Below are 26,628 nucleotides of genomic sequence, written 5' to 3' on the forward strand. Positions count from 1 at the left end.
GATCTTCCTTAGGCTGTCTGTGGTGTCAGGCGCTCGAACAGCGCCTCCAGAGTGTTGAAACGTTCGTCGGGCCGCTCCATCGGTACCAGGAAGCGGAACTGGGTTGCACCTTCGAACTTGTAGCGTTTGGGCTGGCCCTGGATCAGCTTGATCAGGGTCAGCGGGTCGACCGGGGTTTCGGCCTCGAACTCGAGCTTGCCGCCGTTCGGGCCGGCATCGACTTTCTTGATGCCGAGCTTTTCCGCCTGGAGCTTGAGCTGGGTCAGGCGCATCAGGTTCTTGGTCGGCTCGGGCAGCAGGCCGAAGCGGTCGATCATCTCCACTTGCAGGTCCTTGAGGCCCTCTTCGTCAGCCGCCGAGGCGATGCGCTTGTAGAGGATCAGCCGCGCATGCACGTCGGGCAGGTAGTCCTCGGGGATCAGTGCCGGCAGGCGCAGGTTGATTTCCGGGCCGCCGCCCAGCGGCTGCTCCAGGTTCGGCTGAGTGCCCTTGCGAATGGCCTTGACCGCTCGTTCGAGCATCTCCATGTAAAGGGTGAAGCCCACCGCCTGGATCTGCCCGCTCTGGCCTTCGCCCAGCAGTTCGCCGGCGCCGCGGATTTCCAGGTCGTTGGTGGCCAGTACGAAACCGGCGCCCAGGTCCTGGGTGTTGGCAATGGCTTCCAGGCGTTTCTCGGCGTCGGCGCTCACTTTCTGGCGCGCCGGTGTCAGCAGGTAGGCGTAGGCCTGGTGGTGGCTGCGGCCGACCCGGCCACGCAACTGGTGAAGCTGGGCCAGGCCGAACTTGTCGGCACGCTCGATGACGATGGTGTTGGCGCTGGGCACGTCGATGCCGGTCTCGATGATGGTCGAGGCGATCAGCACGTTGAAGCGCTTGTGATAGAAGTCGCTCATCACCTGTTCCAGCTCGCGCTCGCGCATCTGCCCGTGGCCGATGCCGATGCGCGCTTCGGGTACCAGTTCGGCAAGGTCGGCGGCGCATTTTTCGATGGTTTTCACATCGTTGTGCAGGTAGTACACCTGGCCGCCGCGCAGCAGTTCACGCAGCAGGGCTTCTTTGACCGTGCTGTTGTTCTGTTCCATGACGAAGGTGCGCACCGACAGGCGCCGTGCCGGCGGCGTGGCGATGATGGACAGGTCGCGCATGCCGGCCACGGCCATGTTCAGCGTTCGCGGGATCGGTGTGGCGGTCAGGGTGAGGATGTCCACCTCGCTGCGCAGGGCCTTGAGCTGCTCCTTCTGGCGTACGCCAAAGCGGTGCTCTTCGTCGATCACCACCAGGCCAAGGTCCTTGAAGCGCACGTCGTCCTGCAGCAGCTTGTGCGTGCCGATCAGGATGTCGATCTTGCCTTCGGCCAGGTCCGCTGCAGCACTGGCCACTTCCTTGGCCGACTTGAAGCGGCTCATCACCTCGACCGTCACCGGCCAGTCGGCGAAGCGGTCGCGGAAGCTGTTGTAGTGCTGCTGGGCAAGCAGGGTGGTAGGCACCAGCACCGCGACCTGACGGCCGCTGTGCACGGCGATGAAGGCCGCGCGCATCGCCACCTCGGTCTTGCCGAAGCCGACGTCGCCGCACACCAGGCGGTCCATTGGCTTGGCGGCAAGCATGTCGGCGCGCACGGCTTCGATGGCGTTCTGTTGGTCGGGGGTTTCCTCGAAGGGGAAGCCGGCGCTGAAAGTGGCATAGTCGGCAGCCGGGTCGGCGAAGGCGTAGCCCTTGCGAGCGGCGCGGCGGGCGTAGATGTCGAGCAGCTCGGCGGCCACGTCGCGGACCTGTTCGGCGGCTTTGCGCTTGGCTTTCTGCCAGGCTTCAGAGCCCAGCCGGTGCAGCGGTGCCAGGGCATCATCGCTGCCGGTGTAGCGGGCGATCAGGTGCAGGTTGGCCACCGGCACATAGAGCTTGGCGCCCTCGGCATATTCCAGGGTCAGGAACTCCGCGGCCTGGCCGTCGATTTCCAGGGTGGCCAGGCCCAGGTAGCGGCCCACGCCATGGTCGATGTGCACCACCGGCGCGCCTTCGCGCAGCTCGGTCAGGTTTTTGATCACCGCATCATTGGCGGCCTCGCCGCGCTTGTCGCGGCGCCGGCGCTGCATCACGCGCTGGCCGAACAGCGGGCTTTCGGCCACCAGGGCGACGGCCGGGTCTTCGAGCAGCAGGCCGTCATCCAGTGGCGCGATGGTGATCGCCAGACGCTGGCTGCCGGTGATGAAGTCGGCCCAGCCCTCGACTGTCTGCGGCCTCAGCTTGAGGCGCTCGAGCAGCTCCAGCAGCACCTCGCGACGGCCCGCCGATTCGGCGGTGAACAGCACCCGGCCGTTGAACTGGTCGAGGAAGTCGGACAACGCCGCCAGCGGCTGGTTGGCTTTGGCTTCGATGGCCAGGTTGGGCAGGGTGCGAGCGGGGAAGCGCTCGCGGCCGACGCCAGGCTCGAGATCCTCGGCACTGACCACCACGCGCGGCCATTGCTTGAGCTGGGCGAAGCAGTCCTCCACCGGCAGGAACAGCTCAGAAGGCGGCAGCAGTGGACGGCTCAGGTCGCCGCGGCGGTCTTCGTAACGGCCGCGCACGTCGTTCCAGAAGTGCTCGGCAGCCTGCTCCACGCCCGGCAGCGAGAACACCTGGGTGTCGCTTGGCAGGTAGTCGAACAGGGTCGAGGTTTCTTCGAAGAACAGCGGCAGGTAGTACTCGATGCCGGCGGGAATGATGCCGCTGGCCAGGTCCTGGAAGATCGCGCTGCGGCGGAAGTCGACATCGAAACGCTCACGGAAGCGCGCCTTGAAGCGTGTCACTTCCTCTTTCTGCATGGGGAATTCGCGTGCTGGCAGCAGGCGGATCGAGTCGACCTTGTCGATCGAGCGCTGGGTCTCCGGGTCGAAAGTGCGCAGGGTCTCGATCTCATCGTCGAACAGGTCGATGCGATAGGGCAGCTTGCTGCCCATCGGGAACAGGTCGATCAGCGCGCCGCGCACGGCGAACTCGCCATGCTCGTAGACCGTGTCGACGCAGCGATAGCCCGTGGCCTCCAGGCGCGAGCGCATCTGCTCTACGTCGATGGTCTGGCCGACGTCCAGCACCAGGCTGCTGCCGAGCAAAAAGCGCGTTGGGGCCAGGCGGTGCAGGGCCGTGGTGATCGGCACCACGAGGATGCCGTGGCTCAGCTCCGGCAACCGGTAGAGGCTGGAGATGCGTTGGGAAATGATGTCCTGGTGCGGTGAGAACAGGTCGTAGGGCAGGGTTTCCCAATCCGGGAACGGCAGTACCGGAAGGCCGGGGGCGAAGAAGCGCAGCTCCTGCTCCAGACGGTCGGCAGCCTGGCTGTCGGCCGTCAGCAGCAGGGTGAAGCGGCCAGCGCTGCTGGCGGCTTCGGCGATGGCAAGGCTGAGGGCGGCACCGGGCAGGTTGCCCCAGGTTTGTTTGCCGGCCGTAGCCGACATTTGCGGTAGGCGCAGAACTGACACGGGAGATTGCACTCCAAGCGTTGCGGCAAAGAGACCGATTGTACCGGTGCCGGTGCGTGCTGTCAGGCTCGGAAAGGGCATGAGCACGGGCTTTGGCTGCCACGACAGGCGCTCATTGCCGGTTACGCGTTGGGGCGTCATAATGTAGCCCCTTTTTTCTCCCCCTACATGTGGAAGGTTCCCGTGACTCAGAAGCCCGACCAGTGTCTTGGTGAGTGGATCGATCGTGAAGCTCTGGCTGAAGCGATGATCCCGCTTATCGGTCAGCTCTACCGCAACAACAACGTGGTGAGCTCGATCTATGGCCGCAGCCTGATCAACCGTTCGGTTATCTCGATCCTCAAGGCCCACCGCTTTGCGCGTCACCGTCAGACCGACGAAACCGAACTGTCCGTCCACGAGACATTCCCCCTGCTCAAAGCCATGAGCGAGCTGAAACTGGGCGCCGCTTCGGTCGACCTGGGCAAGCTGGCCAACAAGTTCAAACAGCAAGGCAATGGCAAGACCGCCGAGCAGTTCGTGCGTGAAGAACTGGCCGAGGTCGTGGGCCAGCAGAATGCATCCGCGCGCAAGGGCACCGACGTTGTCCTGTACGGTTTCGGCCGCATCGGCCGCCTGCTGGCGCGCATCCTGATCGAGAAGACCGGTGGTGGCGACGGCCTGCGCCTGCGTGCCATCGTTGTGCGCAAGGGTGCCGAAAACGACCTGGTCAAGCGCGCCAGCCTGCTGCGCCGTGACTCGGTGCACGGCCCGTTCGATGGCACCATCACCATCGACGAAGCCAACAACACCATCACTGCCAACGGCAACCTGATCCAGATCATCTACGCCAAGAACCCGAGCGAAGTCGATTACACCCAGTACGGCATCGAAAACGCCCTGATCGTCGACAACACCGGCGTATGGCGTGATGCCGACGGCCTCGGCCAGCACCTGGCCTGCCCGGGCGCTGCCCGCGTGATCCTTACCGCACCTGGCAAGGGCGCGCTGAAGAACATCGTGCACGGCATCAACCACGGTGACATCACCGCCGAGGACAAGATCATCTCGGCAGCTTCGTGCACCACCAACGCCATCGTGCCGGTGCTCAAGGCCATCAATGACCAGTACGGCATCGTCAATGGTCACGTCGAAACCGTTCACTCGTTCACCAACGACCAGAACCTGATCGACAACTTCCACAAGGGCAGCCGTCGTGGCCGCGCCGCGCCGCTGAACATGGTCATCACCGAAACCGGTGCTGCCACCGCTGCCGCCAAGGCGCTGCCAGTGCTCAAGGGCAAGCTGACCGGCAACGCCATTCGCGTCCCGACACCGAACGTGTCGATGGCCATCCTGAATCTGAACCTGGAAAAGGCCACCAACCGCGAAGAAATCAACGAGTACCTGCGCCAGACCGCCATGCACTCGGAGCTGCACAAGCAGATCGATTACGTCAGCTCGCAGGAAGTGGTTTCCACCGACTTCGTAGGCTCGCGCCACGCGGGTGTGGTTGACGCTGAAGCGACCATCGCCAACGATAACCGCGTTGTCCTGTACGTCTGGTACGACAACGAATTCGGTTACAGCTGCCAGGTGGTTCGCGTGATGGAAGACATGGCTGGTGTGAACCCGCCTGCGTTTCCACGCTAATTCGCTTGTAAGGCAATGAAAAAACGGGAACCTTCGGGTTCCCGTTTTTTTTTGGCCTGCTGAACCGAACCGGCCTCTACTGTGTCTGTAATGGCCTCATCCCCGGCCAGCTCCATGGCTGGAGCACTGGCGCCCAATCCATTGGTAAGCCTGTTACGGGCCATGAAGCCGGTGCAGGCAACCGAGAGCCCGACTTTTGCGCATAGCCCTGCTGTTCATCCTGATGCTGCTGACCGCCTGCAACCAAGGCCCCACCCTGGAGCGCCTCGGCGGCCCTGCCATGGGCAGCAGCTACAGCATCCAGTACGTCCGCGAGGCAGGCGGGCCTGCACCTGTCCAGGTACAGGCGGCGGTGGAAACGATCCTTCAGGACATAGATCAACACTACTCGACCTACCGCGGCGACTCTGCGGTGAGCCAGTTCAATCAGCTCCCCGCCAACCAGTGCCTGGCCTTGCCCTCAGACATGCTCGAGCTGGTCGCCTTCGGCCAGCACCTGGCCGAACAAACCGATGGCGCTTTCGACCTCACTGTCGAACCGCTGCTCGACCTCTGGGGTTTCGGCCCTCAGGCCCGCCATGAACAGGTGCCAGAAGCGCAGGCATTGGCCGCTGCCCGCCTGCGTGTGGGCTACCAGCACTTGCGCGTCGAAGGCCAGGTGTTGTGCAAGGATGCCCCGGTGCAACTGGACTTCAACAGCATCGCTGCTGGCCACGCCGTGGACCTGATTGCCGCGCGCCTGCGTGCCATGGGTATCGCCAGCTTCATTGCCGAAGTGACCGGCGAGCTCAAGGCGGTGGGCCGCAAGCCAGACGGCAGCCTCTGGCGCATCGCCCTGGAATTGCCCCGCGAGGACCGCCAGATCGCCCGCCAGGTGATACCGGTCGATGGCCTGGGTGTATCGACCTCGGGTGACTATCGGCACTATTTCGAGCAGAATGGCCGGCGCTATTCGCACACCTTCGATGCCCGTCTCGGGCGCCCGGTCGCTCATGACCTGGCTGCCGTCACCGTGCTCGATGCCTCGGCGCTGCAGGCCGACGGCTATTCGACCCTGTTGCTGATCCTCGGGCCGGAGCGCGGCTGGGATTTCGCCATCGCTCATGACCTGGCGGCGGTATTGGTGACTCGGGCAGAGGGTGGCTTCGTCTCCCGAGCTACGCCCGCTTACCAGCGTGCGCTCAAAGGCAGGTGAAAGCGCAAGCAGGGAAGGTAGCTGCCAGGGAATCGGTGGATGCACATGTAGTGCAGGCAAAATTGGCCTACGACGCGACCAAGGGTTAATGTGCGCGGCGTTCACGCTTGATTAGACTGCACCCGAATTTTCTCATGGCGCCCTGGCGGCATGATCGAGTCCCGCGGCGACCATGGCCAGCGGGCCAGTTCTGAAGGAGTACGCATGGCTGTCTACAACTACGACGTAGTGGTGTTGGGTTCCGGCCCGGCCGGAGAAGGTGCGGCAATGAACGCCGCCAAAGCAGGGCGCAAGGTGGCGATGGTCGACAGCCGTCGCCTGGTCGGTGGCAACTGCACCCACCTGGGCACCATCCCGTCCAAGGCACTGCGTCACTCGGTGCGGCAGATCATGCAGTTCAACACCAACCCGATGTTCCGTGCCATCGGCGAGCCACGTTGGTTCTCTTTCCCGGACGTGCTCAAAAGCGCCGAGAAAGTGATCGCCAAGCAGGTCGCTTCGCGTACCGGCTACTACGCCCGTAACCGCGTCGACCTGTTCTTCGGCACCGGCAGCTTCGCCGACGAGCAGACCGTCGAAGTGGTCTGCCCCAATGGCGTGGTGGAAAAGCTCAACGCCAAGCACATCATCATCGCCACCGGCTCGCGTCCGTACCGCCCGGCCGACATCGACTTCCACCACCCGCGTGTCTATGACAGCGACACCATCCTGAGCCTCAGCCACACCCCGCGCAAACTGATCGTTTACGGCGCCGGTGTGATTGGCTGCGAATACGCCTCGATCTTCAGTGGCCTGGGGGTACTGGTCGAGCTGGTCGACAACCGCGGCCAACTGCTGAGCTTCCTGGATTCGGAAATTTCCCAGGCGCTGAGCTACCACTTCAGCAACAACAACATCACCGTGCGCCACAACGAAGACTACGAGCGGGTCGAGGGCCTGGACAACGGTGTCATCCTGCACCTGAAGTCTGGCAAGAAGATCAAGGCCGACGCCTTGCTGTGGTGCAACGGCCGTACCGGCAACACCGACAAGCTGGGCCTCGAGAACATCGGCATCAAGGTCAACAGCCGTGGCCAGATCGAAGTCGACGAGGCCTACCGCACCAGCGTGCCGAACATCTACGGTGCCGGTGACGTGATCGGCTGGCCGAGCCTGGCAAGTGCCGCCCATGACCAGGGCCGCTCGGCAGCAGGCAGCATCGTCGACAACGGCAGCTGGCGTTTCGTCAACGACGTGCCGACGGGCATCTACACCATTCCGGAGATCAGCTCGATTGGCAAGAACGAGCAGGAGCTGACCCAGGCCAAAGTGCCATACGAAGTGGGCAAGGCTTTCTTCAAGAGCATGGCGCGTGCACAGATCGCCGGCGAGCCGCAAGGCATGCTGAAAATCCTGTTCCATCGCGAGACCCTGGAAATCCTCGGCGTGCACTGCTTCGGCTACCAGGCTTCGGAAATCGTCCACATCGGCCAGGCGGTGATGAACCAGCCGGGCGAGCTGAACAACCTGAAGTACTTCGTCAACACCACGTTCAACTACCCGACCATGGCCGAAGCCTATCGGGTAGCTGCCTATGACGGCCTGAACCGGCTTTTTTGAGCGGCTCCGGCCGGTGGCCTGAGCCGGTCGGGGAGACCGATTTCAGCCCTACCCGAGGGTGGTCTTGGCCAAACCGGGAAAGTCTGTAATCAGGCTGTCCACGCCAAAATCAGCGAGCCGGCGCATCAGTGCCGGCTCGTTGACCGTCCACACCGATACATGCAAACCCTGGCCCTGTGCTTTGAGCAGGCGCTCGGGCGTGCACAGTGTCCAGTTCAATGCCAGCAGATCGCAGCCATAGTTCTGCGCGACCTTCAGTGGGTCGAGCCAGGCGTACTCGGCGACCAGGCCGCGCTTCACGTCAGGCACCAGTTCCAGCGCAGCGCCCAGTACTTCCCGCGAGCTCGAGGTGATGGTCACCTTGTCCAGCAGGCCGTACTGCTGTGCCAGTTCCCGAATCGCCAGCACCGTGGTGGCGGCCCGGGTCCGTGAGGCGCTCTTGACCTCCAGTTGCCAGTGCTCGAAGGGGCATTTTTCGAACAGTTCTTCCAGCCGTGGGATAGGGCAGGGCTGCACATGGCCTGGGCCGCCCCTGCGCGCATCGTAGGTGACCAGATCGGCTGCCGGGTGTTCGACGACCTTGCCGCGCCGCCCAGTGGTGCGCTTGAGGGTAGGGTCGTGGATGACCATCAGCTCATTGTCGGCCGACAGGTGCAGGTCAAGTTCGCAGCGGGTTACGCCGTGGGACAGGCACTGACGGAAACTGTGCAGGGTGTTCTCGGGCGCTTCGCCCTTGGCGCCGCGGTGGCCATAAATGAGGGTCACGTTCGTTCCTTCAGGTCAAAAATGAAAAGGCTCAGGAGGCAGGGTCGCCCTGTTCCAGCTGCTGGCGCCGTTGTTGCTGTTGGCGCTGCAGGATGTAGCGTGCCAGCAACTGACGCTGGGCATCTGTCATGTCGGTGAATTCGGTACCCAGTTCGAAGCTGCCATCGGCGCGCGGGTCGCAGTGGGTGACCTTGCCGCGCAGCAGCAGGCCGTGGGCGCGGGGCATCAACACCATCTTCACTTTGACCCGGGTGCCAGGGGCGATCTGCTGGGCTTGGGCGAACTCGATGCCACCTTCGGAGATGATCACCCGCTGGGGCTGGCCGATCTCGCCGATCAGGGTTTGCGCGACCACCGCGCTGAGCAAGTCCAGGCGCTTGTTCTGCGCTCGCAGGAACGCCGCCAGGGTGCGGTCCTTTTCGCTCAACTGACGCAGCAGGTGCTGGGACTCGAAGTCGGACAGGTGCAGCTCGCTGAGCAGGTTGAACAGTGGTGAATCATCCTGCAACAGTTCTGGCTCAAGGGCTTCGGCCGCGCTCAGGGGGCTGATTTCCAGTGCGATCCGATCTTCGATGCGGTAGTATTCGCGGCGATCTTCTTCGTCTAATGTCGTCATGGCGAACCCATGGTAGCGGCGGTGGTCCGAGTGTAAAGCCGCCGCAGGCGCCTCGCCACAAGGACGTTCCCTTTCATCCGAACAAGCCCCGACATGTTCAGACCTCTTTTCGCATTCATTGGTACGCGCTACACCCGTGCCAAGCGCCGTAATCACTTCGTCTCGTTCATTTCCCTGACCTCGATGATCGGCCTCGCCCTGGGCGTGGTGGTGATGATCGTGGTGCTCTCGGTCATGAACGGTTTCGACCACGAGATGCGTACCCGCGTGCTGGGCATGGTCCCTCACGCCACGCTTGAGAGCGGCCAGCCGATCAACGACTGGCCTGCCCTTGCCCAACAAGTAAAGCAGAATCCGCAGGTGCTGGCGGTTGCGCCCTATACCCAGATGCAGGGCCTGCTGACCCACGATGGCAAGGTGCAGAAGGTGCTGCTCAACGGTATCGACCCAGCCCGCGAGCGTGAGGTGTCGATCATCGACAACTTCATTCAGCAAGGCCGCCTGGACCAGCTGGCGCCTGGCGAGTGGGGCATCATGATCGGCGACAAGGCGGCCGCCAAGCTGGGGGTGGCCATCGGCGACAAGCTGACCTTCGTCGCCCCGGAGGTCAGCGTGACCCCCGCCGGCATGTTCCCACGCATGAAGCGCTTCACCGTGGTCGGCACCTTCCACGTCGGTGCTGGCGAGATCGACGGTTACCTGGGCCTGACCAATATTGCCGACCTGTCCCGCCTGCACCGCTGGAAGCCGGACCAGGTACAGGGCCTGCGCCTGAAATTCGACGACCTGTTCCAGGCCCCGCGTGTGGCCTGGAGCATTGCCCAGCAGTTGGGTGAGCAGGAGTACTACAGCCGCGACTGGACCCGTACCCACGGCAACCTGTACCAGGCGATCCGCATGGAAAAAGCCATGATCGGCCTGCTGTTGCTGCTGATCGTCGCGGTGGCGGCGTTCAACATCATTTCCACCCTGGTCATGGTGGTCAACGACAAGCGCGGTGACATCGCCATTCTCCGTACCCTGGGCGCCACCCCCGGGCAGATCATGGCCATCTTCATGGTTCAGGGCACGGTGATCGGCGTGATCGGCACCCTGATCGGAGCCGTGGTCGGTATCCTCGCTGCGCTCAACGTCAGCGCGGCGATTGCCGGCATCGAGAAATTGATCGGGCACAAGTTCCTCAACGCTGATGTGTATTTCATCGATTACCTGCCCTCGCAGATCCAGGCCCAGGACGTGTACATGGTCTGCGGTGCGGCGCTGGTCCTGAGTTTCTTCGCCACCCTGTATCCGGCCTGGCGTGCGGCCCGCACCCAGCCTGCAGAGGCGCTACGTTATGAGTGAGTCGCGCATGAGTGATAAAGCCGTTCTGAGTTGCCGCAATTTGGGCAAGTCCTACGACGAGGGCCCGGAGTCGGTGCAAGTGCTGGCCGGGCTCAACCTCGAGCTGCACGCCGGGGAGCGGGTGGCCATCGTCGGCAGTTCCGGTTCGGGCAAGAGCACCTTGCTCAACCTGCTGGGCGGCCTCGATCGGCCGACCCAAGGCAGCGTCTGGCTGGCCGGCGAAGAGCTGTCGGCGCTTGGCGAGCGGGCCCGCGGCCTGCTGCGCAACCGCGAGCTGGGCTTTGTCTACCAGTTCCACCACCTGCTGCCCGAGTTCACCGCCATGGAGAACGTGTGCATGCCACTGCTGATCGGGCGCACCGCAATCCCCGAGGCCCGTGAGCGCGCCGAGGCACTGCTCAAGCGTGTCGGTCTGGGCCACCGCCTGCACCACAAGCCGGCCGAGCTGTCGGGGGGTGAGCGGCAACGGGTGGCCATTGCCCGCGCGCTGGTCAACCGGCCGGGCCTGGTCATGCTCGATGAGCCGACCGGCAACCTCGACCACCACACCGCCCAAGGCATCCAGGAGTTGATGCAGGAACTGTCCAGCGCCTCGCGCACGGCATTTTTGGTGGTGACCCACGACCTCAACCTGGCACGGCAGATGGACCGTGTGCTGAAACTCGACGACGGTCATCTGGTGGCGATCTGAGCCGCGTGCACGGGGTGGCCTGAGCCGCCCCGCAACTTTTTCAGTGGGTGTTTTACATGTTCAGACCCTTGCCCTTGTTCATCGGTGCGCGCTACACCCGTGCCAAGCGCCGCAACCATTTCATCTCGTTCATCTCGATGACCTCGATGATCGGCCTGTCCCTGGGCGTGCTGGCGATGATCGTGGTGCTGTCGGTGATGAATGGCTTCCAGCGCGAGATGAGCTCGCGCATCCTCGGCCTGGTGCCACACGCCAGCATCCTCGGCGTGCAGCCGCTGGACGACTGGCGCAAGGCTGCCGATGCAGCGCTGCAAAACCCGGCCGTGATGGCGGTTGCGCCGATCACCGAGATGGAGGGCATGCTCTCCTACAAAGGTGCAATGCAGCCTATCCAGGTCAGCGGCATAGACCCGGCCGAAGAAGGCAAGGTCTCGATCGTCGGCCAGCACATCGTGCAGGGGCGCCTGCAGGCCCTGCAGCCGGGTGAGTACGGGGTGTTGATCGGCGAGCTGACTGCGCGCCGGTTCCGTCTCAATACCGGCGACAAACTGACCCTGATCGTGCCGGAAATCAGCAAGGAGCCGGGCGGCGTCACCCCGCGCATGCAGCGCCTGACCGTGGTCGGTATCTTCAAGGTGGGGGCCGAGCTGGACGGTTCGCAGGCTTACATGCATGTGGCCGATGCCGGCGAGATGCAGCGCTGGGCGCCCGGCCAGGTGCAGGGCGTGCGCCTCAAGCTGCACGACCTGTATGCCGCGCCGCAAGTGTCCAAGGCCATTGCTGCCAGCCTGGGCGATGCCTACCGCGCCGATGACTGGTCGCACACCCAGGGCAGCCTGTTCAGTGCCATGAAGATGGAAAAGACCATGATCGGCCTGCTGCTCCTGATGATCATCGCCGTGGCGGCGTTCAACATCATCGCCACCCTGGTGATGGTGGTGAACGACAAGGGGCCGGACATCGCCATCCTGCGCACCCTGGGCGCTACCCCGGCGCAGATCATGGGCACCTTCATGGTTCAGGGCAGCCTGATCGGTATTGTCGGCACAGTGATCGGCGGCGTGCTCGGGGTGATCGCTGCGTTCAATGTCAGCCAGATCGTCGGCTGGCTGGAGCGGGTGAGCGGGCAGCACATCTTCACCTCGGATGTGTACTTCATCAGCAGTCTGCCTTCCGAGTTGCAGTGGGGGGATGTGGTGATCATCTGCACCGCCGGGCTGGTGATGAGCTTCCTGGCGACCATCTATCCGGCATACCGCGCTTCGCAGGTGCAGCCGGCGATCGGCCTGGCGGGCTGATCGGTCACTGAGATCATGGGGGGGCAAAGCGCCCCCGGTCTCTATAGCGGGTCGCTGAACTCGATCAAAAACCGCGTCCAACCGTTCTCGCACTGTGCCCGGATGCTCCCGCCATGGGCCTGGATGATCGACCGGGTGATTGCCAGGCCCAGCCCGGCATGTTCGCTACTGCCCTCGCGGCGCGCCGGGTCCACCCGATAAAACCGGTCAAACAGCCTGGGCAATGAAGCCGCCTCGATCGCCTTGCCGGTATTGGCCACGCACACCTGTCCACCAGGCCCCAGCGTCACGCATATCTGCCCGCCTGCCGGGGTAAATCGCAGCGCGTTATCGAGCAGGTTGGACAGTGCCCGGCGCAGCATATGCCGGTCGCCCTTCAGCGTCGCCTCACCCTCACGCAGCAGCTGCACTGCGTTGTCCTCGGCGAGGGGCGTGTAGTACTCCAGCAGCGCGTCCACTTCGTCATGCAGCATCAGCATTGCCTGGCCTGGTGCCAGCAAGCCATGGTCGGCCTTGGCCAGGAAAAGCATGTCGTTGATCATCTGCGCCATCCACTGCAGCTCCTCGAGGTTGCCGTGCAGTGCTTCGCGGTACTGCTCAAGGCTGCGTGGGCGGGTGAGGGTGACTTGGGTGTGGGTCAGCAGGTTTGACAGCGGCGTGCGCAGCTCGTGAGCGATATCGGCCGAGAACGCCGACAGGCGCTGGAAGGCGTCATCCAGGCGCTGCAGCATGGCGTTCACGGTAGTGCCCAGTTCTGCCAGTTCTTCGGGCAGCTGCGCCACCGGCAGGCGGGTGGTCAGCGAGCGTGCTGACACGCTGGCGGCCACCTGGCCCATCTGCCGTAATGGCTTCAGTCCGCGGCGCGCGGCCCAGGCGCCAAGCAGTGCCGTGGCCAGCGCGGACAGGCCGACGGTGAACCAGATCAGGCGTTGCATGCCCTGCAGAAAATGCTGGTGATGGGTGATGTCGAGAAACAGCGTAAGGCGGGCGCTGTCGTTGAGCGGCACGGCCAGGCTGCGGTAGTCGATACCGTCGGCATGGAGCGTTGCCAGCCCTGGGTTGGCCGGCGCGTCTGGCAGCGCGCGGCGGCTGGCGTACCAAGGGCTGCCATCGCTGCCATTGATACGCAAGGCCAGGTCGGCCTGGTGGCTGAGCTCGTGGCGCAGGGCTGCCAGCTGCGGGTGCAGGTCGGCAGGGCGTTGCAGGCCGGAAAGCCGGGTGCGTAACAGCGACAGGCGTGATTCGAGCAGTTGCTGGTCCAGCTCGACGAAATGTTGCTCGCTGGCACGGTTGAACAGCAGCCCCGCGCCCAGCGAAACGGCAGCGGTACACGCGGCGAACAACAGGGCCAGGCGGCTGCCAAGGGAAAGCCTGCGCATCAGTCGTGGCGCTCTTCGAGCACATAACCCATGCCGCGTACGGTGTGAATCAGCTTGTTGCGGTGCTGGTCGTCGATTTTCAGGCGCAGGCGGCGGATGGCGACCTCGATGACGTTAGTGTCGCTGTCGAAATTCATGTCCCACACTTGCGAGGCGATCAACGATTTGGGCAACACTTCGCCTTGCCGACGCAGCAGCAATTCAAGCAGGGCGAACTCCTTGGCGGTCAGGTCGATGCGTTGGCCGGCGCGCTCTGCCCGGCGGCGCAACACGTCCAGGCGCAGGTCGGCCAAGGCCAGCTGCGTCTCTTGACTGGGGCTGGCACCGCGGCGTAGCAGGCTGCGAACCCGGGCCAGCAGTTCGGAAAAGGCGAAAGGCTTGACCAGGTAATCGTCGGCACCCAGCTCCAGGCCGTGCACACGGTCCTCCACTGCGTCGCGGGCAGTGAGGAACAGCACCGGCGTGTCCAGGCCCGCCTGGCGCACCGCCTGGAGGATTTGCCAGCCGTCGCGACCCGGGAGCATCACATCGAGGATCAGCAGGTCGTGATCGCCGGTAAGCGCCAGGTGCTGCCCGGTTTCGCCGTCTGCGACCAGCTCGGTGGCGAAGCCGGCTTCGCTGAGGCCTTGGCTCAGGTACTGGCCGGTGCGGGCCTGGTCTTCGACAATCAGCAGTTTCATGCGGCGTCCAGATGGGCGGTGTAAGGGCTGAAATGATACGTGACTCTGTCGGCCGCCGCCCAAGCTGACAAAGTTGTAATCTTGCCGTCAGGTCGCTGCCAGTCAGCCCCTTCTAAATTGGCCGCATATCCGCTGCAAGTCTGGAGTCATCATGAAACGCCTGTTCATCGCCGCTGCGCTTGCCCTGGTAAGCCTGCCCACCCTCGCCGACACTGGCAAAAGCTTCGCTTTCGGCGAGCCGGCCCCGGCGGCCAAGGCCACACGCACGGTTGAAGTTGTGCTCAAGGACATCGCCTTCGAGCCCGCCAACCTGCACGTCAAGGCGGGTGAGACGGTACGGTTCGTCCTGATCAACGAGGGCAAGCTGCCCCATGAGTTCAACCTGGGCGACAAGGCCATGCACGCCCAGCACCAGAAAGAAATGATCGCCATGCAAGGCAAGCTGTTCACCGCTGGCATGAATCACGAAGGGACGGGCCAGGTGGACCATGGTGCCCACGGCCATGATGCTGGCAACACAGTCCTGGTGCAGCCCGGCCAGCGCGCCGAGTTGACCTGGACCTTCCGCCAGTCGGCGCCCATCGAATTCGCCTGCAACGTACCTGGGCATTACCAGGCCGGCATGGTCGGGCCATTGACCATCGAGTGACTGGCGCTCCAAGGCGGGCTGTAAAACCGGTAGACTAAGGGCATTTCCGAACCTTCAGGTCAGTTTCCATGCATCCCGCCGCCGAACATTCCCCGCTGGGCAAATCCAGCGAATACATTGCCACCTACACGCCTTCGTTGCTCTTCCCTATCCCGCGCACGGCCAAGTGGGCCGAGCTGGGTGTGACCGCCCAGACCCTGCCGTGGCACGGGGTGGATTACTGGAACTGCTTCGAGCTGTCCTGGCTGTTGCCGTCCGGCAAGCCCGTGGTGGCGATAGGGGAGTTCGCCATCCCTGCCGATTCGCCGAACATCATCGAATCGAAGTCGTTCAAGCTCTACCTGAACTCACTGAACCAGACGGTGTTCGCCACCCTCGGCGAGTTGCAGGCATGCCTTGCGAAGGACCTGTCGGCCGCCGCCGGCAAGCCTGTTAGCGTGCAGGTGCGCACCTTGGCAGAAGTGGAGGCGCAAGGCGTGGTGGCGCTGCCGGGCCAGTGCATCGATGCATTGGATGTGACCATCGATAACTACGAGCAGCCGCAACCAGAGTTGCTGCGCTGCAACCCCGAGCGGGTGGTGGAAGAAACCCTGCACAGTCACTTGCTCAAGTCGAACTGCCCGGTAACCGGCCAGCCGGATTGGGGCAGTGTGGTGGTCGAGTACAAGGGTAGGGCGCTGGACCCTGCGAGCCTGCTGACCTACCTGATCAGCTTCCGCCAGCATGCCGATTTTCATGAGCAGTGTGTAGAGCGGATCTACCTGGACCTCAAGAACCTGCTTGAGCCGGAGCATTTGACGGTTTATGCACGCTATGTGCGGCGTGGCGGGCTGGATATCAACCCATACCGCAGCACCGGGGCGATCAGCCCTGAGAACGTGCGCCTGGTGCGCCAGTAAGGTTCGAGTGATTGGGGCCGCTTCGCGCCCCATGCCGGCAAGCCAGCTTCCACAGGCACCAGCGCCGCTCTTAACGGTGGCGCAGCATCTGTGGCAGCCGGCTTGCCGGCATGAGGTGTGAAGCGGCCCCTTGCCGTTTCAGATCCCCATACTGTGCAGCGAGTTGGCAATGCTGCGCAGGGTGGCGGTGAGGTCGGGATGCTCGGCCTCGAAACGCTCTATGGCCAGGTTCACACCATCGACCAGGTTGTTGTCTGGTGTGGCTTCTTCAAGCTTCAGTTGCGCCTCGATCTGTCTGGCTTCCTCATGCAGCGCGGCCAGCTCCTCATCGGTAAGCGGTACGTTTCGATCCAGTTGCTCGCGCAAGCTGTTCAAGCGCTCTTGCAATTCGCGGGCAGGCATTGGCTGTTCTCCATCAATGGCTTGGCAAGGCATGGACCTCAGCGAAGCGGCAAAGGTTCGCACCTGTCTTCTAGCGTAATCCACCCGCTGTTGCTTTGCATGATCCGTGTCAACGCTGCTGTGTCAGGGTTTTTCACCCTTGCCGCGGCGCTGGGCGATGTCGGTCAGGCAGGTGTCTAGCGCTTCGAGGTGATCGATCACCGAGTGCACGCCCAGACGGAACAGGTCCAGCGTGGCCTTGCCCCGTGCCAGCTCCTGCTGCTGCGGGGTCATGGCTTGCCATTGCTGCGAGCCGAGGTCGCAGGATGGGCTGCAGGCGGCCAGGCCGACTGTCCACAGCCCGGCGTTGAGGCCCGATTGCAACAGCCGCGGCTCGCCGCTGACCAATACGCAGCCGTCCAGGCGTTGGCTGTCCAGCGCCATCAGCGCCTGCCAGCAGGCATTGGGCGCCGGCCATCGCACACCATTGGCCGTGTGCCCCGGTAACCAGTCCGGCAGCACGCTGGCCAAGCGTTTGCCCTGTGGGCTACTCAGGTCATCGAGCCAGATGCATGGCACCTGCTTGCGGCGCAGGCCGGCCAGGGTGTCGAGGGCGCCGGGTGAGGGTGAGGGGTTGCCATTGGCAGCCTGGACCAGGCAACCACGCAGGCCGAACAGCACAGCGGTGAAGGCAGGTGCATCATGCATGTAAACCTCCCCAAATATGCCGCAGGCTAGCCAGCGATTGTTACGTCTCTGTGACTTGTAGTAACTGCTCACAATTATTTAGGAAAACTGTGTAAGGGTGTTTATCAGCGCGCAAGCCTCTATACTGCCGCCTTACCTGCGGCGCATGCGTTGCGCCAGCGGCCGAGAAATTCGATGGAGAAACATCTATGCGTAGGATCGGTGCCGGTGTGATCGAGCGAGTCACCCAGGCCTGTGTCTGTGCCAGCTTGCTGCTGGCGCCTGTGGCGGCTACCCAGGCGGCCACCGAGGACGATCCCTGGGAGGCGGTCAACCGGCCGATCTTCCGCTTCAACGATGTCCTCGACACCTATGCCCTCAAGCCATTGGCCCAGGGCTACCAGGCTGTCACCCCCCAGTTCCTCGAAGATGGCATCCACAATATCTTCCGCAACCTGGGCGATGTCACCAACCTGGCCAACAATGTGCTGCAGCTCAAGCCGCATGCGGCTGGCGTTGATACAGCGCGGCTGATAGTCAATACCACCTTCGGCCTGGGCGGCTTCTTCGATGTGGGCACCAAGATGGGCCTGCAGCGCAGCGATGAAGACTTCGGCCAGACGCTCGGTTACTGGGGCTTGCCCAGCGGTCCGTACGTCGTCATTCCGCTGCTGGGCCCGAGCACCGTTCGCGATGGCCTGGCGAAATACCCGGACGGCTACACCAAACCGTACCGCTACATCGACCATGTGCCGACCCGCAACTCGATCTTTGCCCTGGATGTGGTCGATACCCGGGCCAGCCTTTTGTCGGCTGAAAAGCTGATTCAGGGTGACAAGTACATCTTCATTCGCAATGCCTACCTGCAGAACCGCGAGTTCAAGGTCAAGGATGGCGAGGTCGAAGACGATTTTTGATTGAGGGACACGAGGTTGGCGACCATCGGGTGATGGCTGTCAGCCGAGGGACCTGGGGCCGCGGTGCGGCCCAATCGCCGGCAAGCCGGCTCCCACAGGGGGCGCGCCAGCTTTAACAGTTGAGCAAGACAATGGCTTGCACAGGCAAAGCGCAGGCCTGAAGCACTGCACGGTCGTGGTGGGAGCCGGCTTGCCGGCGATTGGGCTGCGCAGCAGCCCCACAGCAGCGCTGCAATAGCCCGGGCAGCGAGTATCGGCACCAACCTCCGGCTCGCCTTTTTCGTAACAGATCAATGCATGGCCAAGATGCGCAGGCCAAATTTCTGCTGCCCGCCGGGTTGGTCGGCGATCCACACCACTTCGGCGCTGGCATGCAGGCCCTTGAGGGCAGGGTGGTCGGAATCGATCCGTACCTCCAGGGTGTCGCCTACTTGAAAACGCTGCGGCGCCTGCACCTGCATGCCGCTGCTGGACAGGTCCAGGCATACCGCTGCGATCACCTGGCCGGCATGCAGCAGGCTGACTTCGGTGTCGATGCGCATGCGAATGAAGTCGCGTTTCTCGCTGTGATTGGAGGGCGTGGTGGGCATGCTGCATCCTTCTCATCGGGTTGCACAGGTCGCTTTCTTATAACTCTCGGTGATTTCGCCTGTAAAGAGCGCCGAACTCGACCCACGCATGCTTGAAACGCCTGGCGGATGGGAGTACCGTCTGCGCCTTAGACAGTACCTCTGCCGGTTGCCTGGGCCGTCTTCTTGGCCTACAACTCAAGTAGAGTGTCACCGCAGAGTATTCCAGCAGTCGGATGTCAGCCTTGCAGACGCCCCTGCACCAACCTAAATCGGCGCCGTTCGCCCACATGCAGAAAATCAGTGCAACGCTGCTGATCATCGATGATGACGACGTGGTCCGTGCGAGCCTCGCCGCCTATCTGGAAGACAGTGGCTTCAGCGTCCTCCAGGCCGGTAATGGCCAGCAGGGGCTCCAGGTCTTTGAAGAACACCAGCCCGACCTCGTGATCTGCGATCTGCGCATGCCGCAGATGGGCGGCCTTGAGCTGATCCGCCAGGTCAGTGAGCGGGCGCCGCAGTTGCCGGTGATCGTGGTATCGGGTGCTGGCGTGATGAGCGACGCGGTCGAGGCCTTGCGCCTGGGTGCTGCCGATTACCTGATCAAGCCGCTGGAAGACCTTGCCGTGCTCGAGCATTCGGTGCGCCGTGCGCTTGATCGTTCGCGTCTGGTAGTGGAAAACCAGCGTTACCGCGACAAGCTCGAGGCAGCCAACCGGGAACTGGAGGCCAGCTTGCACCTGTTGCAGGAGGACCAGACTGCCGGTCGTCAGGTGCAGATGAACATGCTGCCAGAGAGCCCCTGGGTTGCCGGGGAGTTCGCCTTCGAGCACCAGATCATCCCGTCGCTGTACCTGTCTGGCGACTTCGCCGACTATTTCCGCGTGGATGAACGGCGTATTGCCTTCTACCTTGCCGATGTCTCCGGGCATGGCGCGTCGTCGGCGTTCGTCACCGTGCTGCTGAAGTTCATGACCACCCGGCTGATGTTCGAATTCAAGCGCAGCAGCAAGCTGCGTGAATTCAAGCCTTCGCAAGTGCTCAGCCATATCAACCGTGGCCTGATCAACTGCAAGCTGGGCAAGCACGTGACCATGGTCGGTGGTGTGATCGATGAAGAAACCGGCCTGCTGACCTATGCCGTGGGCGGCCACTTGCCGCTGCCGGTGCTGTATACCCCAGGCCAGGCCCGCTACCTGGAAGGCCGTGGCCTGCCGGTGGGCCTGTTCGATGAGGCCACCTACCAGGACCTGGTGATGGAACTGCCCCCGCAGTTCAGCCTGACACTCATGTCAGACGGCATCCTGGACCTTTTGCCAGGGGACACGCTCAAAGATAAAGAAGCCGCCTTGCCGGAGATCGTCAAGGCAGCGGGTGGTAGCCTGGATGGGCTGCGCCAACGATTTGGATTGGCTACGCTTGGGGAGATGCCGGATGATATCGCCCTATTGGTGTTAAGCAGGAACCTTCAATGAGTACCGGTAGAATCCAGTTCGCCGAGCAAAGCGGTACCTTCGTGCTGAAATTCGTCGGTGAAGTGCGCCTGACCTTGTGTTCGGCACTGGATGCGACGATCGAGAAAATCTTCACCGCGCTGAATTTCTCGGCCATCGTCATCGACCTTACCGAAACCGAGAGCATCGACAGCACCACCCTGGGGCTGCTGGCCAAGCTGTCGATCCTGTCGCGGCAGAAGGTCGGCCTGCTGCCGACCGTGGTCACCACCAACCCGGATATTTCGCGGCTGCTGCAATCGATGGGCTTCGATCAGGTGTTCAACATCGTCGATCGCCCGGTGCCTTGCCCGGAATGCCTGACCGACCTGCCATCCCAGGACCAGAACGAAGAGGTGGTGCGCTCCAAGGTGCTGGAGGCGCACAAGATTCTGATGGGCCTGAATGACTCCAACCGTGAAGCCTTCCATGACTTGGTGAATGCGCTGGAGCGCTCCTGACCTGGCGGCTGCCTGGGCCCTTGGCGGGTAACCCGCCAAAGGGCCGCATCAGCTAGTCCGGCCGCGCAAACTCCGTAGCCTCACCCCCCTTGGCATCCAGCTGAAACACCCGTGCCGGGCGCCCCTGCTCATCGAAGAACACCTGCCCCAGCCCCGCCCCATTCCACAGGCGTTCCCCTGCCTTGCTCTGGCTGGGCGTGCGCGGCACCACCTCCATCTCGCGCCGCCGGGTAAACCAGTTCAGCGGCGAGCGCGGCGAGTAAAGCCAGCGGTTGAGCCGGTCCAGCACGTCCAGCAAGCGGCGTGGGAATTCATTCTTGATCCCGCTACTGGTGACCTGCCACAAGTGCGGGCTGCGCTGGCGTTGGCGAATCAGCACCTCGTACACGAACGAATAATGCACGTCCCCTGACAGGATCACGTAGTGCCCCGGCGTGCGCGAGTGGCGGAAGATATTCAGGATCACCTGGGCGGCACCGCGGTGGGCCATCCAGTTCTCGGCATCTACCAGCAGCGGGTGGCCCAGCCAGCTGAACACTTTCTGCACCGTCTCGATCAGCTTTACCCCGAAGATCGGCGCCGGTGACACGATGATCGCCGAAGGGTGGTCGAGCAATGCTTGCTGCAGTTCGCACAACGCCTCCCAGTCCAGTAAGCCGGAAGGCTTGGCCAGGTCGCTTTCGCTGCGCCAGCGCCGGGTGCGGGTGTCCAGCACCAGCAGGGGCGGGTTGCTTGGCAGGCTGAACTGCCAGCCCTGAAAGCGCAGCAGTTCACCGATCAGGTGGTCGTGTTGCTGGCTGTCCAGTTGCGGGCTGGCCAGCGCCTGGCACTGCCCGACCAACGCCTTGCAGCCTTGCGGGTCGTTGCCCCAGGCCTGGCACAGCAGGTAGCCGAGCAGGGCATTGCCGATGATGCGTCGCGAGAATGGGTGGCCGTAGGCTGTTTCTTCCCACTGCGCCGATAAGTTCCAGTCATCGGTGATGTCGTGATCGTCGAAGATCATCAGGCAAGGTAAGTGCGCCATCACCCGCGCCACCTGGCCCAGGTTGTCGGCGAACGCCTGGATCAGCGGCAGTTCCTTGCGGTAGCGCGCCTGGTGCGGGTCGGCAAGGCCCGCAGGCATGTCGAGCGCTACCAGTTGCCAAGGGGTGGGTGACCAGACCAGCAGGTACATGGCCATGACTTCGGCGAACGTCACCAGGTGGTTGTCGGCATTGCTTGAGGAGAAGATGGGTTTGCGCTTGCCGCCGAAGAATCGCTCGCGCAGGGTTTCGTTACGTTCCTGGGCCGGCAGCAGGTCGGCGCGATGGTAATAGCTGGCCGGGTGGTCATACAGCGACTTGCTTTCGGCCACGACTGCGCCGTCCAGGTGTTCATCGAACAGGCCTAGGCGCTCGATCAGCGCATGAATGGCCCGAAGCATCGGCCCTGCTACATCATCGGCGTAGACCTGGTCCCCGGTCATCAACAGCACGGCCGGGCGCTCTTCGGGGCGCGTACAGGCCTGTAGCAGCCTGTCTGCGCAGAGCAAGCCATCGGCAGCGGGGTGGTGCGGTTTGCGGCAAGAGCCGTGCAGCAGCTGATCCAGGCGGTCGCGCAGCACCAGGCTTGGCCGCTGGCGGCCTGGGTAGAGCAGGTGCGGCGCCCAGTCAGCGATACCTTGGCCGTCGATCAGCAGGTCGTATTCGAGTTCGACGTTGCAGGGCAGCGGTTGGGCAAAGTCGATGTCCAGCAGGTGGATGAAGGCGTGCTCGCCGATCGGTACTACCTGGCAATCCACCTTCGCCGCGCCGTCCAAGCTGAACGCGAGCTGCAAGGGTTGGCTGCCGACCAGCCAGATGGCCAGGCGCTTAGGCTCCAGGCGGCGCAGTACAGGGCCGGCGAGAACAAGGGGCAAAGGGGAGGAAGTCATGGACAGCTCTGGTGGCTAATCGGCCCAGTCACGGCGAACCGTCGCGAACAGGCCTTTGAATTCAGAACGCTTGTTGCAAGGCTAAAGCAAAGCGGGCGGAAAATGCTGAACATTCACCGCCCGCCTGGCAAACCTAAAATGTATCAGGCTTTGTCAGCCATCAGCTTTTCCAGCTTCTCCTGGTCACGGGCGAACTGGCGAATGCCCTCCGCCAGTTTCTCGGTACCCATGGCGTCTTCGTTCATCGCCCAGCGGAACTGGCTTTCGCTGAGCACCTGCTTGGCCTCGCCGGCATTGCCCGGCTTGAGTACCTGCGGCAGCTCGCCCTGGTCATCGCTCAGTTGCTGCAGCAGCTCCGGGCTGATGGTCAGGCGATCGCAGCCAGCCAGTTGCTCGATCTGGCCGATGTTGCGGAAGCTGGCGCCCATGACCACGGTGTCGTAGCCGTTGGCCTTGTAGTAGTTGTAGATGCGTGTGACCGACTGGACGCCAGGGTCATCGGCGCCCACGTACTCTTGGCCGGTGCTCTTCTTGTACCAGTCATAGATACGGCCCACGAACGGGGAAATCAGGAACACACCGGCATCGGCGCAAGCCTGTGCCTGGGCGAAGGAGAACAGCAGGGTCAGGTTGGTCTGGATGCCTTCCTTCTCCAGCTGCTCGGCGGCGCGGATGCCTTCCCAGGTAGAGGCCAGCTTGATCAGTACGCGGTCTTTGGCGATGCCGGCGGCCTGGTAAAGCTCGATCAGTTGGCGGGCCTTGCTCAGCAGTGCCGGTTCGTCGAACGACAGGCGTGCATCCACTTCGGTGGAGATGCGCCCAGGGATCACTTTCAGAATGCCCGCGCCCACCGCCACGGCGAACTTGTCGCACGCCAGGTCGACATTGCCCTTGGCATCGCTTTTGACCTGCTTGAGCAGGTCGGCATAGCCCGGGATGGCGGCAGCCTTGAGCAGCAACGACGGGTTGGTGGTGGCATCGACCGGCTTGAGGCGGGTGATGGCGTCCAGGTCCCCGGTGTCGGCGACCACGGTGGTGAACTGCTTGAGTTGTTCCAGCTTGGAAGTCATGGCGTGCTCTGTCCTGTGCGATGTCTCGACATTACCCGAGCCCCGACGGCCGCTCAAGGGGCCAGCGGGGCGGTGGCGAATTGTCTGGGGTGATGATTTGAGTCACCCGCCAGCACGAGGTTCCCCACCACCTTGAAAGCTTCACCCGCGATCGGTGGTAGCCGGCTTGCCGGCGATGGGCCGCAAATCGCTCGACTGAATGGCATCTGGGCTTCAATCCATTTTCTCCCACAGTTACAGCGCAGCGCTCGAAAACTGCACGGTCCCGGTGGGAGCCGGCTTGCCGGCGATAGGGCCCGCCAGGCCACCTTACCGCCCCTGCAACAACTCCGCCGCTTGGTCGAACACCGCCAGCGGCTCCGGCGCCTTGTGAATATCCGCCGACAGCAACTGCCGGAACCGCCGCGCCCCTTTGAAGCCCTGGCCCAACCCCAGAATATGCCGGGTGACGTGATGCATCGCACCGCCACTTTCCATATGCGCCACGATATAGGGCCGCAACTGCGCCATCGCCTCGCTACGGCTGACCACCGGCGCAGCACTGCCAAACAGCAGCTGATCCACTTCAGCCAGCACATACGAGTTGTGGTACGCCTCGCGCCCCATCATCACCCCATCGAACGTCTCCAGGTGCATCTGGCACTCGGCCAAGGTCTTGATGCCACCGTTGAGCACGATCTCAAGGTCCGGAAAGTCCGCTTTCAGCTGCGCAGCCACGTCGTAGCGCAGCGGCGGGATCTCACGGTTCTCCTTGGGCGAAAGCCCTTCGAGAATCGCGATGCGCGCATGCACGGTGAAACTGCGACACCCGGCGTCCCGTACCTGCCCGACGAAGTCGCACAGTTCTGCATAGCTGTCACGGCCATTGATACCAATGCGGTGCTTCACCGTCACCGGCGTCGACACCGCATCACGCATGGCCTTGACGCAATCGGCCACCAGCGCCGGGTGGGCCATGAGGCAAGCGCCGATCATGTTGTTCTGCACCCGATCGCTGGGGCAGCCGACGTTGAGGTTCACCTCGTCATAGCCCGCTTGTTCGGCCAGGCGCGCGCAGGCCGCCAAGTCGGCCGGCACACTGCCGCCCAGCTGCAGGGCAAGCGGATGTTCGGACACATCGTGGCGCAGGAAACGGTGCGCGTCGTTGTGCAGCAGGGCACCGGTGGTGACCATTTCGGTGTAGAGCAAGGTGTGCCGGGATAGCAGGCGCAGGAAGAACCGGCAGTGGCGGTCGGTCCAGTCCATCATCGGCGCAACGCTGAAGCGGCGTGACGGCTCAGGGCGCGAGTTTTGTGGGGTTGCAGTATCTAGGAGCATTCAGGTCTACGCATTTGGGTACCAACTTATTCGGGCTTTTGCTGTGAATCAGCCTCATTCACCTGGGTAACACCGAAAAAATGGCAAGGAATACAAGCAAGTAACAAGGCGGATGTGGCGGTGAGCTACCCCGTCAATACCAGCCTCATAAAAAGGATGTCCTAGTTTACCAAGAGCGCTGGATGTTCGCCTGTTCATAGGCAAGTGAGGGCCGCGGAAAACGTGAGTGAACGATGTGAAAGGTCTCTGCCCATCTTCCCGCAGTATGGTTTTTAACGGTTTCCTACAGATACGGGATGCTGGCTTGTAGTCCGTTTCTGAATCACCCTTTCAGCACCCTTGAGCCATTGCAATGGAAATCCGAGCTCCCTAGTCTCGCTGGGCCGCTGCAAAAACTGTGGCCGGGCCTGCAAGCCCGAACTTGGATTTGGCCGCTACCCAGCGATGAGGCCAGTAGGCCCCACGCATCACGAGCGTCAAACCTCCACGCAGGGTCAGCCTTGGTCTTGGCACTGAAACCCGCTAATGTGCCGCCCTCAGCAAGGATAGCCGCGACCCCAGGGAGCTTTCTATGTCGCTTTTACACCAGGCCAGCCTGCTATTTGGCCTGCGCAGTGGCAGCACCTTCACGCCTGCCCCTTCACTGAAACCGTTGCTGGACGGCATCTCAGCGCTTCAGGTACCTGGCCCGGAAACAGTCTGGGCCGTTGGCGAGGTCGACCTCGGCCAATCGGTGCGCCTGGTGCGTTTTTACCTGGACAATCAAGACTACTGGTTACAGGTGCTGATGAACGGCGCCGAACCGGGCGATATCGTGCTGTTCGGCTACCACAGCGCAGTCGCCGTCAATGACCAGGAGCACCTGCAAAGCCTGACCGGTAGCGCACCGAAGGCCGGCATGCCGATCTTCGAACACGAAGGTAATTTGTATTCCCGGCAATGGGGTCGCGAAGCGGGGCTCGCCGAATGGGTTGCGCTGTGCGAGGCGGTTACCAGCCCCGAAGCACGGTACCGCATCCAGCACCTGTGCATGCTCTATGCCCGTGACACCGGTTTGCCGTACCGGCGCGAATCTCTGCTGCTGTCGGTCGAAGAAGATGAGTACGGTGCGCTCACCTACACCACCTCGCTGGGTGTGACCCTATTCCCCACGGACTTTCACGTAACCTGACAAGGATTTCCCATGCTCGACGCTTTGCGCCTGTCCCTCAACGCCTCGGCGGTGACGGGCTTCATCCTCTATATCAGTGTGGCCCTGCTGATGTTCTGGCTGTTCCAGTTCATCTACACCCGCCTCACGCCGCACCGCGAGTTCGCCCTGATCCGCCAGAACAACCCTGCAGCCGCTATTGCTCTGGGTGGTTCGCTGATCGGTTTTTCGCTGCCGGCCAGCAACATCATCGCCTACAGCGTCAGCATTCTCGACTTCGTCGCCTGGGTGGTGATCGCAGCGGTGGTGCAGTTGATCGCCTTCGGCCTGACCAGCCTGGTGCTGCGTGGCCTGTCCCAGCGCATCGCCCAGGGCGAGCTGGCAGCTGCCATCTACGCCGCAAGCGTGGCCATCAGCGTCGGCTTTCTGAACTCGGCCTGCATGACACCTTCGGCCTGAGCAGGAG

The 26,628-nt window shown here is 62.9% G+C and carries 24 protein-coding genes; 13 read left to right on the top strand and 11 right to left on the bottom strand.

What is annotated here, in order from left to right:
- Nucleotides 1–8: 8 nt before the first annotated feature.
- Nucleotides 9–3,458, bottom strand: a complete 3,450-nt coding sequence (gene mfd, locus OSW16_RS08605; RefSeq protein WP_267822292.1) for a transcription-repair coupling factor — start codon at nt 3,456–3,458, stop codon at nt 9–11.
- A gap of 168 nt (nt 3,459–3,626) precedes the next feature.
- Here mfd and OSW16_RS08610 point away from each other — a divergent pair, with 168 nt between their 5' ends.
- From OSW16_RS08610 to sthA, 3 genes are all read left to right on the top strand, one after another.
- Nucleotides 3,627–5,090, top strand: coding sequence for a glyceraldehyde-3-phosphate dehydrogenase (locus OSW16_RS08610; protein ID WP_267823920.1), 1,464 nt, complete (start codon nt 3,627–3,629; stop codon nt 5,088–5,090).
- A gap of 196 nt (nt 5,091–5,286) precedes the next feature.
- Complete coding sequence (locus OSW16_RS08615) at nt 5,287–6,285, top strand: FAD:protein FMN transferase (protein ID WP_267822294.1); 999 nt, start codon at nt 5,287–5,289, stop codon at nt 6,283–6,285.
- Nucleotides 6,286–6,489: 204 nt separating this feature from the next.
- Entirely contained in the window at nt 6,490–7,884 is a 1,395-nt protein-coding gene (gene sthA, locus OSW16_RS08620) for a Si-specific NAD(P)(+) transhydrogenase (RefSeq protein ID WP_241803175.1), read from the top strand.
- 48 nt (nt 7,885–7,932) lie between these two features.
- Here sthA and OSW16_RS08625 read toward each other — a convergent pair whose 3' ends face one another.
- A complete protein-coding gene (locus tag OSW16_RS08625) occupies nt 7,933–8,649 on the bottom strand; it encodes a glycerophosphodiester phosphodiesterase (protein ID WP_039602806.1) in 717 nt (238 codons plus the stop codon).
- Between the two features lie 31 nt (nt 8,650–8,680).
- Complete coding sequence (locus tag OSW16_RS08630; protein WP_115275403.1) at nt 8,681–9,265, bottom strand: PilZ domain-containing protein; 585 nt, start codon at nt 9,263–9,265, stop codon at nt 8,681–8,683.
- 93 nt (nt 9,266–9,358) lie between these two features.
- Here OSW16_RS08630 and OSW16_RS08635 point away from each other — a divergent pair, with 93 nt between their 5' ends.
- From OSW16_RS08635 to OSW16_RS08645, 3 genes are read left to right on the top strand one after another with little or no spacing between them, the layout of a single operon-like run.
- A complete protein-coding gene (locus OSW16_RS08635; protein WP_241803177.1) occupies nt 9,359–10,609 on the top strand; it encodes a lipoprotein-releasing ABC transporter permease subunit in 1,251 nt (416 codons plus the stop codon).
- Between the two features lie 7 nt (nt 10,610–10,616).
- Nucleotides 10,617–11,300: a lipoprotein-releasing ABC transporter ATP-binding protein LolD gene (gene lolD / locus OSW16_RS08640; protein WP_172655298.1), complete on the top strand. Its 684-nt coding sequence runs from the start codon at nt 10,617–10,619 to the stop codon at nt 11,298–11,300.
- A gap of 56 nt (nt 11,301–11,356) precedes the next feature.
- The gene (locus tag OSW16_RS08645) at nt 11,357–12,598 is read left to right on the top strand and encodes a lipoprotein-releasing ABC transporter permease subunit (RefSeq protein WP_267822303.1); all 1,242 of its coding nucleotides are present in this window, start codon (nt 11,357–11,359) and stop codon (nt 12,596–12,598) included.
- Between the two features lie 41 nt (nt 12,599–12,639).
- Here OSW16_RS08645 and OSW16_RS08650 read toward each other — a convergent pair whose 3' ends face one another.
- A complete protein-coding gene (locus tag OSW16_RS08650; RefSeq protein ID WP_324288828.1) occupies nt 12,640–13,977 on the bottom strand; it encodes a heavy metal sensor histidine kinase in 1,338 nt (445 codons plus the stop codon).
- Nucleotides 13,977–14,657 (bottom strand): two-component system response regulator CinR, encoded by a 681-nt coding sequence (gene cinR, locus OSW16_RS08655; RefSeq protein WP_267822305.1) that lies wholly within the window; start codon nt 14,655–14,657, stop codon nt 13,977–13,979. Before cinR ends, OSW16_RS08650 begins: the two co-directional genes overlap by 1 nt.
- Before the next feature lie 151 nt (nt 14,658–14,808).
- On the opposite strand from cinR, the gene OSW16_RS08660 reads away from it, so the two are divergent.
- Together OSW16_RS08660 and queF are read left to right on the top strand one after the other, a co-directional pair.
- Complete coding sequence (locus OSW16_RS08660; protein WP_267822307.1) at nt 14,809–15,306, top strand: cupredoxin domain-containing protein; 498 nt, start codon at nt 14,809–14,811, stop codon at nt 15,304–15,306.
- 68 nt (nt 15,307–15,374) lie between these two features.
- Complete coding sequence (gene queF, locus OSW16_RS08665; RefSeq protein WP_267822309.1) at nt 15,375–16,205, top strand: NADPH-dependent 7-cyano-7-deazaguanine reductase QueF; 831 nt, start codon at nt 15,375–15,377, stop codon at nt 16,203–16,205.
- A 138-nt stretch (nt 16,206–16,343) separates the two neighbouring features.
- Here the strand turns inward: queF and OSW16_RS08670 are convergent, their stop codons facing one another.
- A complete protein-coding gene (locus OSW16_RS08670) occupies nt 16,344–16,607 on the bottom strand; it encodes a DUF4404 family protein (RefSeq protein ID WP_241803182.1) in 264 nt (87 codons plus the stop codon).
- A gap of 123 nt (nt 16,608–16,730) precedes the next feature.
- A complete protein-coding gene (locus OSW16_RS08675; RefSeq protein WP_267822312.1) occupies nt 16,731–17,294 on the bottom strand; it encodes a phosphonoacetaldehyde phosphonohydrolase-related protein in 564 nt (187 codons plus the stop codon).
- A 188-nt stretch (nt 17,295–17,482) separates the two neighbouring features.
- Here OSW16_RS08675 and OSW16_RS08680 point away from each other — a divergent pair, with 188 nt between their 5' ends.
- On the top strand, nt 17,483–18,190 hold the full coding sequence (locus tag OSW16_RS08680) for a VacJ family lipoprotein (protein WP_012313585.1): 708 nt from the start codon (nt 17,483–17,485) through the stop codon (nt 18,188–18,190).
- A gap of 290 nt (nt 18,191–18,480) precedes the next feature.
- Here the strand turns inward: OSW16_RS08680 and OSW16_RS08685 are convergent, their stop codons facing one another.
- A complete protein-coding gene (locus tag OSW16_RS08685; protein ID WP_267822315.1) occupies nt 18,481–18,780 on the bottom strand; it encodes a PilZ domain-containing protein in 300 nt (99 codons plus the stop codon).
- Between the two features lie 269 nt (nt 18,781–19,049).
- On the opposite strand from OSW16_RS08685, the gene rssB reads away from it, so the two are divergent.
- Together rssB and rssC are read left to right on the top strand one after the other, a co-directional pair.
- The gene (gene rssB, locus OSW16_RS08690; RefSeq protein ID WP_241803404.1) at nt 19,050–20,234 is read left to right on the top strand and encodes a two-component system response regulator RssB; all 1,185 of its coding nucleotides are present in this window, start codon (nt 19,050–19,052) and stop codon (nt 20,232–20,234) included.
- Nucleotides 20,231–20,713, top strand: a complete 483-nt coding sequence (gene rssC, locus OSW16_RS08695; protein WP_039602918.1) for an anti-sigma factor antagonist RssC — start codon at nt 20,231–20,233, stop codon at nt 20,711–20,713. Before rssB ends, rssC begins: the two co-directional genes overlap by 4 nt.
- 52 nt (nt 20,714–20,765) lie before the next feature.
- Here rssC and OSW16_RS08700 read toward each other — a convergent pair whose 3' ends face one another.
- The 3 genes from OSW16_RS08700 to dusA all read right to left on the bottom strand — a co-directional run bounded on the left by OSW16_RS08700 (nt 20,766) and on the right by dusA (nt 25,012).
- Nucleotides 20,766–22,625: an alkaline phosphatase D family protein gene (locus OSW16_RS08700; protein ID WP_267822317.1), complete on the bottom strand. Its 1,860-nt coding sequence runs from the start codon at nt 22,623–22,625 to the stop codon at nt 20,766–20,768.
- A gap of 143 nt (nt 22,626–22,768) precedes the next feature.
- Nucleotides 22,769–23,695 (bottom strand): transaldolase, encoded by a 927-nt coding sequence (gene tal / locus OSW16_RS08705; protein WP_267822319.1) that lies wholly within the window; start codon nt 23,693–23,695, stop codon nt 22,769–22,771.
- Between the two features lie 309 nt (nt 23,696–24,004).
- Nucleotides 24,005–25,012 (bottom strand): tRNA dihydrouridine(20/20a) synthase DusA, encoded by a 1,008-nt coding sequence (gene dusA, locus OSW16_RS08710; protein WP_267822321.1) that lies wholly within the window; start codon nt 25,010–25,012, stop codon nt 24,005–24,007.
- A gap of 571 nt (nt 25,013–25,583) precedes the next feature.
- On the opposite strand from dusA, the gene OSW16_RS08715 reads away from it, so the two are divergent.
- Together OSW16_RS08715 and OSW16_RS08720 are read left to right on the top strand one after the other, a co-directional pair.
- Nucleotides 25,584–26,183, top strand: a complete 600-nt coding sequence (locus OSW16_RS08715; protein ID WP_267822323.1) for a DUF2491 family protein — start codon at nt 25,584–25,586, stop codon at nt 26,181–26,183.
- A 12-nt stretch (nt 26,184–26,195) separates the two neighbouring features.
- Complete coding sequence (locus tag OSW16_RS08720; RefSeq protein ID WP_267822325.1) at nt 26,196–26,621, top strand: DUF350 domain-containing protein; 426 nt, start codon at nt 26,196–26,198, stop codon at nt 26,619–26,621.
- Nucleotides 26,622–26,628 lie beyond the last annotated feature (7 nt).

The sequence above is a fragment of the Pseudomonas putida genome, assembly GCF_026625125.1.
In the GTDB taxonomy this organism is placed as follows: domain Bacteria; phylum Pseudomonadota; class Gammaproteobacteria; order Pseudomonadales; family Pseudomonadaceae; genus Aquipseudomonas; species Aquipseudomonas putida_X.